This is a genomic window from Streptomyces sp. NPDC058469 (assembly GCF_042721125.1).
GTDB lineage: Bacteria > Actinomycetota > Actinomycetes > Streptomycetales > Streptomycetaceae > Streptomyces.
This window is the reverse complement of record NZ_JBHXME010000258.1, coordinates 1-10026: the sequence shown is the minus strand read 5'-3', so window position 1 is coordinate 10026 and position 10026 is coordinate 1. Positions and strand designations below refer to the sequence as shown.

Here is a 10026-nt window from a genome sequence, read left to right as displayed (position 1 = left end):
CCCGTCCCATCACCAGGGGCTGCCGCCCCTTCCGCCCCGCCCGGGGGCTGCGCCCCCAGACCCCCATCGGCCCTGAAGGGGCCTCGTCCTCAAACTCCCCCAGAGGGGGACCCCCAACAGGCTGGATGGTGCCGGCCTGAACTGGAAGCCACCGCCCCGCCAAACCTCACCCCTTACGCACGCCCCACCCCTCTAAGCCTCACCCTCCCTGTACGCCCCCGCCCCTCAAACCCTCCCCCACGTATGCCGATCCCTCGCCATCGCATGCAGCGCCTCCACGTCCGCCGGCTTCAACACCCCGCCCGTCCTTGCCAGTCCGGCCAGCTCCGTGTCCTGGAGGACGCGGACCTCGCGCAGCGGCGTCGTGATCGTGATGTCCGTCGGGCCGGACAGGACGAGGACCGGGTGGACCTCGGCCGTCAACGCGTACGAGGCTCGGTCCGCGTCGGAGCGGGCTCGGCGGAGTAGGGGGAGGGGGTCTCGGCGGCCCAGGGCGACCATGGGGTCGGCGATGTGGACGCGTTGTTTGCGGGCGTACAGCGTGTGCAGGGCGAAGAGGCCGCCGGGGCCGATCAGCAGGTGGTGGAGGCGGTCGCCGCCGGGGAGCGGGATCGAGTGGAGGGCGTGCCAGCCCGCGCCGTCGAGGTCGTCCAGGGCATCGCCCACCGCCTGTTCCGCGGTCAGGGCTCGGCGGCGGGGGTCCGGGCGGAGCCGGTGCTGGGGGCCCGGGTCCCGGTCGAGGGCCACGTGGAGGGCCTCGCCGGGACGGTTGGGGGCCAGGTCGTCGTCCGGGTGGAGGGTGAGCCGCGCGAGTTCCGCGGGCGTCGGCACCGGTGGTGGGCCCACCGTGACCGGGCCGGTGAGGAAGGGACCGAGGGCGTGCAGGACGTCCTCTCTGCGCTCCTCGCTCAACAAGTTGATCCGGGCCGCCTCCCTGTCGTACCAGGCGACGTTCCTTCCGTCGGTGTGACAGACGTACAGCCGTTCCTGACCATGGCGCCAGGTCGGTATGACGCGCAGTCCGCTCATGCACCATCACCCCTCGACCATGGGAACAGGCGGGGTGCTCAAGGGGCAAGAACCCGGTTACCTTTGGGTCAGTCGCTGGGGCTTGGGGAGGCGCCGTTGCGGACGCGCAGGAAGCAACCCGACGTACCCGCTCCGGACAGTCCGTGGAGCGAGATCACGCCCGGTCTGTGGATGGGCGGACACGAGTTCAGGGGGCGATCGGGGCAACTGGAGTTCGCGGTGGTGCGGGACGAGTTCGATCTCGTACAGACGCTGCTACGGCTGCCTGGGCACGGGCCGGACGCCGGCGTCGAGCACCATGTGTGGCCGATTCCGGACGGGCCGCTGGACGGGACGCAGCTGGCCGGCGTGATGCGGCTGGCCGTCGCCGCGTGCGACGCGCTGGACGAGGGACGGAAGGTCCTCGTCCGCTGCTATCACGGTTACAACAGGTCGGGCCTGGTCGTCGCCCACGCACTGGTCCGCCGAGGTCACTCCACCGACGAGGCGATACGGCTGATCCGCTCCCGCCGGTCCCCGTGGGCACTCCACAACGAACTGTTCGTCGAGTACCTGCGGACGGGTCTGTCCACGGCCCGGCTGCTGGAGGAACTGGCCGAGTAATCGTTCCCTCGACCCACCCGCACACGTGAACAAAAAGGACTTCCCTACGAATAGGGTGTACGGGTCCCACACCAGCGCCCCGCAGGAGAGCAGTGCCACCCAGTCGCCCCGTGCGTGCCGCCCGCACCACCGCCACCGTCGCCCTGCTGCTCGCGACCGCGGTGGCCTGCGGTGACACCGGCGCGCTGCGGGGCGCGGGGGCGACCCCGACCGCGACCAGCCCCGCCAGGCTTTGGCCGAATCTGTCGCCCGCCTCCTCCCCCGCCTACGACTTCGACGAGGCGGACACGGAGACCGTGAAGGGCATCACCGTCCCCGGCGACGACATCCACAAGGTGGACCCGATCGCCGTCGTACGGGCCGAGATCGCCGCGCACCCGAGCGACTACGAGGGCTCCAAGGCGCCGTACCGGGGGACGGCCGAGCGGATCGGCGACTGTGAGAAAAAAGACGGGGACCGGAGCGCTTGTCCCGTCTTCAAGCCCTACTACCGCGACCTCACCGGCGACGGACGCGACGACCTGACCCTCGGTTTCCGTCTTCTGCCGACCAAGATGACCGCCGTACGCGTCTACACCGTCGAGAAGCACAGGCTCGTGCAGGTCATGTCCAACGACGACGCGGTGAGCGGGGTCGAACTGGCCGGGCGTTCGGTGATCATCCGCTCGCCGTCGGAACTCGCGGGGTACGAGTACCGCGTGCAGTGGACCTGGGACGCGGACCAGAAGGCGATGCTGCTGACCCACGACGAGTTCCTGCGCACGGGCAGCCGTAAGCACGGAGTCCGCCGCGTGACCCCCACCTCGCCCGGTTCCCTCGCCTCCCCCTCCTCCCCCACCTCCCCCGTCCCCTCGGCGACCCCGTGATGAGGCTCGCGCTGCCCCGGTGGGCCGGGACCCTCGCCTTCAAGGCCGCCGTGTTCATCACCGTGATGTGCTGCGCGCTGGCCGCCCTGCTCGGCGTACTCGTGCATGTCTCGGTGACCGACCAGACCGTCGGCCAGGCCCGCGACCTCGCGCTGTCGCGGCTGAAGGAGGCGACGACGCAGTACGAGGCCGGGGACTCACTCGTGCACGGCGCCGGCGTCGATCCCGAGGACCTGCCCGTGCCGCTGCGGCGGCTGGCGGCGGACGGCGAGCGCGGCACGATGGTCGGCAAACGCCGGGGGAGCCCCACCATGTGGGCGGCCGGCCCCGCCTCCGGAGACCGGGTGCTGGCCGTGGCGGTCGACTACTCCCAGGGCTCCAGCACCATCGCCGGTCTGGACCGGGCGATCGTCTGGTCCTCGGCGCTGGCGATCGGGGCGACGCTGCTGGTCGGCGCGTTCGCGGTGACCCGGGTGACCCGGCGGTTGCACGGGACCGCGCAGGTGGCCCGGCGGATCAGCGCCGGTGACCTGGACGCGCGGGTCGACGATCCCCGTACCAAGGACGCGACCCTGCCCCAGGACGAGGTCGCCGCGGTGGCCGCCGCGCTCGACACGATGGCCTCGTCGTTGCAGGGCAAGCTGCTGAGCGAGCAGCGGTTCACCGCGGACGTGGCGCACGAGTTGCGCACCCCGCTGACCGGGCTGCACGCGGCGGCGGAACTGCTGCCACCGGGGCGGCCGACCGAGCTGGTGCGGGACCGGGTCGCCGCGCTGCGCACACTCACCGAGGACCTGCTGGAGATCTCCCGGCTCGACACCCGGCGGGAGAAACTGGAGCTGGACACCGAGCAGTTGGGGGCGGTGGCGGGGCGGGTCGTGCGAGCGTCGGGGACCGACACGGAGGTCGTCGTCGTACGGGATGAATGGGTGGAGACGGATCGGCGGCGGCTTGAGCGGGTGCTGGGGAATCTGGTCGCCAATGCGCACAAGCATGGGCGGGGGCCGGTGGTGGTGACCGTGGACGGGGCGGTGGTGGCTGTGCGGGATCACGGGGACGGGTATCCGGAGTATCTCGTGGAGCACGGGCCGCAGCGGTTCCGTACGGAGGGGGGTGCTACGGGGCATGGGCTCGGGTTGACCATCGCGTTGGGGCAGGCGGAGGTTCTTGGGGCTCGGCTGGAGTTCGCGAATGTGGACGCCGGGGATGGTGGCGGGGCGCTTGCGATCTTGACGCTCCGGTAAGTGGGCGATGAGAGCTCGGGACTGCTGGTGATTCGTCGACTGCCGGCCGTCTGTGGCTGGTCGCGCCCACGCGGCGGAGCCACATATCGACACAGCCTCGCGCCCCTATGGAGCGCGCTCGTGTGGGCCGCGTTGGTATTGGTAAGGGCCGCGTTCGTATCGGCCCCGCCCCTATCGGTGCTCGTGTGGACCAGCGTGACGAGCGACCCCCGCTCACCCCTCCTAATGTGGCGATTAGTCAGCTTCGCCCCCTTCCTGGAGGTACCCCCATGTCCCTCAGCCTCTCCCTCCGCCGACTCGGCATAGCGGTTGCCGCCGGTGCGCTCGTCACCGCCGCCGCTGTCACGCCCGCCGTGGCCGACGACGAATGGGGCGACGAAGACCCGGGCGTCAGCCGCCAGGACGACGGCTGGAACCAGCAGGGTGACGACAACTTCGACGGCCGTGGCGACCACGACAACCAGGGCGACCACGGTGACCACGACAACCCGCGCCTCTACCGGGGCGTCGTCACCGCCGACCAACTCGCCCTGCGCTCCCGCCCGGACCGCGGCAGCAGGGTCATCCGGTACGCCTACCGCGGCGAGCACGTCTCGATCTTCTGCAAGACCGGCGGCTCGAACGTCCATGGCAACCCGCTCTGGTACCTCCTCACGGACGGCACCTGGGCCTGGGGCTCGGCGCACTACATCGACAACATCGGGCCCGCGCCCCGCTGGTGCTGACGGGCGAGACACACTCCCCACCCAAGGCACACAACCCGCACCATTTGGGTAAGTTCCGGACATGACCAAGGCCGGAACCACCGTCACGGCGGACCTTCCCACACCCGCTGTACGCCTCCCCCGGCGCCGTGGCATCGAACTCACCCTCATCGTCGTGGCCGTCCTGCTCTCCGTGTACGGCTACTGCGCTGTCGGTCTCGCCAAGAACGGCACGGTCCCGCCCGGCGCCGCCGGCTACGGCGCCGGGCTCGGCGTGCTCGCTCTGCTGGCCCATGTCGCGGTCCGCCTGCGGGCCCCGTACGCCGACCCGCTCCTCCTCCCCATCGGGGTGCTCCTCAACGGCCTCGGCCTGGTGCTCATCTACCGGCTCGACCTGGAGACCCCGGGTGACCGGGCGGCTCCCACCCAACTCGTGTGGTCGACGCTGGGCGTGGGGCTCTTCATCGTCGTAGTGCTGGCCCTGCGCGACCACCGCGTACTCCAGCGCTACGCCTACGTCTGCGTGGCCGCCGCCCTCGTCCTCCTCGCGCTCCCGATCTTCTTCCCGGCCGTGAACGGCGCCCGGATCTGGATCCGGATCGCCGGATTCTCCATCCAGCCGGGCGAGTTCGCGAAGGTACTGCTGGCGGTCTTCTTCGCCGCGTACCTCGCGGCCAACCGCAACGCGCTCGCCTACGCGGGCCGCCGCGTCTGGCGCCTCCAGCTCCCCACCGGCCGGGTCCTCGGCCCGATCGTCGCGATCTGGCTGCTGAGCGTCGGCGTCCTGGTCATGGAACGCGACCTGGGCACCTCGCTCCTCTTCTTCGGCCTGTTCGTGACCCTTCTCTACGTCGCCACCGGCCGCACCGGCTGGATCGCGGTCGGCCTGCTGCTGGCCTCACTGGGCGCGGTCGCGGTCGGCCGGCTCGAACCGCACGTGCACAGCCGCGTCCAGGACTGGCTGCACCCCTTCGCGTCGATCGACGCGGGCCACGGACCCAACCAACTCGCCCAGTCCCTCTTCGCGTTCGCCGCCGGCGGCATGCTCGGCACGGGCCTCGGCCTCGGCCACTCCATCCTCATCGGCTTCGCCGCCAAGTCGGACTTCATCCTGGCCACAGCGGGCGAGGAACTCGGCCTGGCCGGCCTCTCCGCGATCTTCATCCTCTACGGCCTGCTCGTGGAGCGCGGCTACCGGGCGGGCCTCGCGCTCCGCGACCCCTTCGGCCGGCTGCTCGCGGTCGGCCTCGCCTCGATCGTCGCGCTCCAGGTGTTCGTGATCGCGGGCGGGGTGACCGGCCTGATCCCGCTGACCGGCATGGCGATGCCGTTCCTCGCCCAGGGCGGCTCCTCCGTCGTCACCAACTGGGCGATCGTGGCCCTGCTGATCCGGCTGAGCGACTCGTCCCGCAGTCAGTACGCAAGCCCGCACGCATACGAAGGCGAGATGGCCGCATGACCGGCACCGGTTCGATGACCCGCCACATCCGCCTCGCGGCGGCCTTCTGCACCCTGCTCCTGCTGGCCCTGCTGGTGAACGCCACCCGCGTCCAGATCTTCCAGTCCCGCTCCTACGACGACAACATCGCCAACCGCCGCCACACGATCGCCCGTTACGACCAGCCGAGGGGCGGCATCCTCGTCGGCGGCAAGCCGATCACCGGCTCCCGCGACTCCGGCGAGCAGCTCCGCTACGAACGGACGTACCGGAACGGCCCGATGTACGCCCCGGTCACCGGCTTCGCCTCGCAGGAGTACGGCACGACGTTGCTGGAGCACTCCGAGGACGACATCCTCTCCGGCACCGACTCGATGCTCTCGCCGTTCCCCCTGTGGAACGACCTGACCCGCGCCCAGAACCCCGGCGGCAACGTCGTCACCACCCTCAACCCGGCCGCACAGCAGGCGGCGTACGCCGGACTCGGCGCGCGCACGGGCGCGGTCGCCGCGATCGAACCGTCGACCGGCCGCATCCTCACCATGGTCTCCACCCCGTCCTACGACCCCGGCGCCCTGTCGGGCAACAGCCGTGCCGCGAACCGCAGTTGGGCCCGGCTGAACGCCGACCCGAACAAGCCGATGCTCAACCGGGCGGTACGGCAGACGTATCCGCCGGGTTCGACGTTCAAGGTGGTCACCGCGGCGGCGGCGCTGGACGCGGGTGTGGTGACGGACCTGGACGCGGCGACCAACTCCCCCGACCCGTACACGCTTCCCGGCACGACGACAACGCTGACGAACGAGGGCGACGGCTGCGTGGACGCGCCGCTCCGCGCCGCCTTCGAGTGGTCGTGCAACACGGTGTTCGCGAAGCTGGGCGTGGACGTGGGCGTGAAGGACATGAGCACCACGGCGCAGGCGTTCGGCTTCAACGACACCGACGTGAAGGTCCCGTTCGCGGTCTCGCCCAGCACCTTCGACACGACGCTGGACAAAGCCCAGTTGGCGCTGTCGTCGATCGGGCAGTACAACACGCGGGCCACGCCGTTGCAGATGGCGATGGTCGCGGCGGCGGTCGCGAACGGCGGGCAGGTGCGGGAGCCGTATCTGGTGGAACGGACGACGAGGAGGGGCGGCGAGACGGTGTCGACGCCCGGCTCCCGCCCCGTCCGCCAGGTCATGCACCCGGCAACGGCCGTACAGATGAGGGAACTCATGGAGGACGTGGTCACCGAAGGCACCGGCACGAACGCGGCGATCCCGGGCGCGACCGTCGGCGGCAAGACCGGCACCGCGCAGCACGGCATCGGCAACTCCGGTACGCCGTATGCCTGGTTCGTGTCCTGGGCGCAGGGCGAGCGGGACATGGAGCCGAAGGTGGCGGTAGCGGTGGTGGTGGAGGACGCGTCGGCGGACCGGTCGGACATCAGCGGGGGCGGGGACGCGGCGCCGATCGCGAAGGCGGTGATGGAGGCGGTGCTCGGTTCGTGAGACGGGGGGTGGCACGGGGCGGGCGCCCGACCTACCGTTCGGTCATGACCGATCCCTTAAGGACACCCGCGTACGAACTCGCCCAGGCCAACATAGGCCGTCTCTCATTCCCCCTGGATTCCCCGGAGTTGAAGGACTTCGTGGCCGCCCTCGACCCCGTGAACGCCGTCGCCGACACGGCCGAGGGCTTCGTCTGGCGCCTCCAGTCCGACACCGGCAACGCGACCGACGTCCCCGTCCTCGGCGACGACTGGCTGATCATCAACATGTCGGTGTGGCGCGACACGGACACCCTGACCGCGTTCATGTACCAAGGCCAACACCGGGAGTTGCTGGCCCGCCGCCGCGAGTGGTTCGCCCGGATGCGGGAGGCGATGACGGTCCTGTGGTGGGTCCCGACGGGCCACCGGCCCACAGTGGCGGAGGCGGAGGAACGGCTGCTGCATCTCCGGGCGCACAGTCCGACGCCGTACGCGTTCACGCTGCGGACGTCGTTCCCGGCGCAGGGGGCGGGGCCGGTGGGACCGGTCAACATCCCGGAGGGGCTGGGCTGTTCGGTCTAGGCCGCGCCCCCTGGCAGTGACTCGCGGCGCCGCAGCCACACCTCGGGTACGCCGTCGAGTCCCGTCCGGGCGGCCACGATGCCGCCCGTGACGGCGCAGGTGGTGTCGACGTCGCCGAAGCCCTCGGCGGTGGACCACAGGGCGGAGGTCAGGTCGTCCGGGTGCCGGGCGGCCGACCAGACGGCGAAGGGCACGGTGTCGTCGGCGCGGATGCGCTGTCCGTTGCCGAGGAGGTCGGAGGCGCGCCACGGTTCGGTGGTGAAGGGCACTTCGGCGGCGCGCGCGAGCCCTTCCCGTACGGCGCTGTCGGGCGTCCGCGCCGCCACCGCCTCCAGGGTCAGTTCCCGCCGCACGGAGAGCGCGGCGGCGACGGCCACGGCGACCGCGCCGGCGATGCCCTCCGGGTGGGCGTGGGTGACCTCGGCGGACAGGGTCGCCTGGGTCACGACACGGGCGAGATCGTCGTGGAACCACGCGCCCAGCGGGGCGGCGCGCATCGCGGCCCCGTTGCCGAGGCTGCCCTCGCCGTCGAACAGCTCGCGCGCCAACTCCCGCCAGCGGTAAGGCTCCTGGAGCAGCAGCGGCAGCAACTCGTGCATGCCGTGGCCGTATCCCCGGGCGGGATCGGCGTCGTAGCCGAGCGCGAAGGCCCGGGCGAGGGGCTCCTGCCGGATCTCCCCGTGCTCGTCGAGCACCCGGAGGATGCCGAGGGCCATCGCCGTGTCGTCCGTCCAGGGCCACTCCGGCTCCTCCGGGGTGCGCCGGGCGCGGACCTCGTCGTAGGCCCGACGGGGTTCGCGGACGAGGGGGAACCAGCGTTCGCCGAACGCGTCGCCCAGGGCGAGGCCTTCCAAGCTGCGGCGGCCGGGCGTCACTTGAGGGCCTGGGGGATGGACACGCCAGCACCGTACAGGCGAGCGAACCGAACGAACCATTCCCGGCCAACAAGTCCCGCAGAGGGGATTGACGAGCTTGCTGACAAGCAGTCTCATAAGACTTCGGAGGATGTGACCCCGGGTAACACACCGATCCGCGAGGTGGGAGAACCATGACGACGCTGACCGAAGCCGACGCGGTCGACGGGCTGCGCGACGCGCTCGGCCTGCTCAAGGACCGTGAGCAGGTGGCCGAGCGGCTGCTCGCCTCCTCCGCCAAACACTCCTTCGACCCCGACAGGGAACTGGACTGGGACGCGCCCTTCGAGGACGGCAAGTGGTTCTGGCCGCCGGAGCTGGTGTCCCTGTACGACACCCCGCTGTGGAAGCGGATGGGCGAGGAACAGCGCATCCTGCTCTCCCAGCACGAGGCCGCCGCGCTCGCCTCGCTCGGCATCTGGTTCGAGCTGATCCTGATGCAACTGCTCGTCCGGCACATCTACGACAAGGCGGCCACGAGCGCGCACGTCCGTTACGCCCTCACCGAGATCGAGGACGAGTGCCGGCACTCCAAGATGTTCGCCCGGCTGATCTCCCGCGGTGAGACGCCCTGGTACCCGGTGAGCCGCGCCCACCAGAACCTCGGCCGGCTCTTCAAGACCATCTCCACGACGCCCGGTTCGTTCACCGCAACGCTGCTCGGCGAGGAAGTCCTCGACTGGATGCAGCGGTTGACGTTTCCGGATGAGCGGGTCCAGCCGCTGGTGCGTGGTGTGACCCGCATCCACGTCGTGGAGGAGGCCCGCCATGTCCGGTATGCCCGCGAGGAGTTGCGGCGCCAGATGATCACCGCGCCCAAGTGGTCCCAGGAGTTCACCCGGGTCACCTCCGGCGAGTTCGCCCGCATCTTCTCCATCGCCTTCGTCAACCCCGAGGTCTATACGAACGTGGGGCTCGATCGGCGGGAGGCGGTGGCTCAGGTGCGGGCGAGTGGGCATCGGCGGGAGGTCATGCAATCGGGGTCGAAAAAGCTGACGGACTTCCTCGACGACATTGGTGTGCTGCGGGGTGTCGGGCGACGGCTGTGGAAGGCATCGGGGCTACTGGCTTGAGTTCATGGTGCGGCCCGGTGGGGGCTGGTCGCGCAGTTCCCCGCGCCCCTCAAAGCCGGACCAGCTCAGGTGCTTCTAAGGGGCGCGGGGAACTGCGCG

10 protein-coding genes are annotated in these 10026 nt (G+C 70.8%); 8 read left to right on the top strand and 2 right to left on the bottom strand.

The annotated features are described in order from the left end of the window. Positions 1-225 precede the first annotated feature (225 nt). Positions 226-1029, bottom strand: coding sequence for a nuclease-related domain-containing protein (locus tag ACFWP5_RS50130; RefSeq protein WP_384173365.1), 804 nt, complete (start codon positions 1027-1029; stop codon positions 226-228). 96 nt (positions 1030-1125) lie between these two features. Here ACFWP5_RS50130 and ACFWP5_RS50125 point away from each other — a divergent pair, with 96 nt between their 5' ends. The 7 genes from ACFWP5_RS50125 (at position 1126) to ACFWP5_RS50095 (ending at position 7940) form a co-directional block, all read left to right on the top strand. After that, positions 1126-1632 (top strand): dual specificity protein phosphatase family protein, encoded by a 507-nt coding sequence (locus tag ACFWP5_RS50125; protein WP_384173362.1) that lies wholly within the window; start codon positions 1126-1128, stop codon positions 1630-1632. A 92-nt stretch (positions 1633-1724) separates the two neighbouring features. After that, the gene (locus tag ACFWP5_RS50120; RefSeq protein ID WP_384173359.1) at positions 1725-2498 is read left to right on the top strand and encodes a hypothetical protein; all 774 of its coding nucleotides are present in this window, start codon (positions 1725-1727) and stop codon (positions 2496-2498) included. Then, complete coding sequence (locus ACFWP5_RS50115; RefSeq protein ID WP_384173371.1) at positions 2498-3742, top strand: ATP-binding protein; 1245 nt, start codon at positions 2498-2500, stop codon at positions 3740-3742. Before ACFWP5_RS50120 ends, ACFWP5_RS50115 begins: the two co-directional genes overlap by 1 nt. A gap of 269 nt (positions 3743-4011) precedes the next feature. Continuing rightward, entirely contained in the window at positions 4012-4467 is a 456-nt protein-coding gene (locus tag ACFWP5_RS50110) for an SH3 domain-containing protein (protein WP_384173356.1), read from the top strand. A gap of 61 nt (positions 4468-4528) precedes the next feature. Continuing rightward, entirely contained in the window at positions 4529-5905 is a 1377-nt protein-coding gene (locus tag ACFWP5_RS50105; RefSeq protein WP_384173353.1) for an FtsW/RodA/SpoVE family cell cycle protein, read from the top strand. Between the two features lie 14 nt (positions 5906-5919). Then, positions 5920-7377 (top strand): penicillin-binding transpeptidase domain-containing protein, encoded by a 1458-nt coding sequence (locus tag ACFWP5_RS50100; protein ID WP_384173368.1) that lies wholly within the window; start codon positions 5920-5922, stop codon positions 7375-7377. 44 nt (positions 7378-7421) lie between these two features. Continuing rightward, on the top strand, positions 7422-7940 hold the full coding sequence (locus ACFWP5_RS50095; protein ID WP_384173350.1) for a DUF3291 domain-containing protein: 519 nt from the start codon (positions 7422-7424) through the stop codon (positions 7938-7940). On the opposite strand, the gene ACFWP5_RS50090 is transcribed toward ACFWP5_RS50095, so the two are convergent. After that, a complete protein-coding gene (locus ACFWP5_RS50090; RefSeq protein ID WP_384173347.1) occupies positions 7937-8815 on the bottom strand; it encodes an ADP-ribosylglycohydrolase family protein in 879 nt (292 codons plus the stop codon). The two genes, ACFWP5_RS50095 and ACFWP5_RS50090, sit on opposite strands and share 4 nt — an antisense overlap. Before the next feature lie 173 nt (positions 8816-8988). Here ACFWP5_RS50090 and ACFWP5_RS50085 point away from each other — a divergent pair, with 173 nt between their 5' ends. Then, positions 8989-9927 carry a diiron oxygenase gene (locus ACFWP5_RS50085; protein ID WP_384173344.1) on the top strand — a complete coding sequence of 313 codons (939 nt, stop codon included), beginning with the start codon at positions 8989-8991 and terminating at the stop codon, positions 9925-9927. Positions 9928-10026 lie beyond the last annotated feature (99 nt).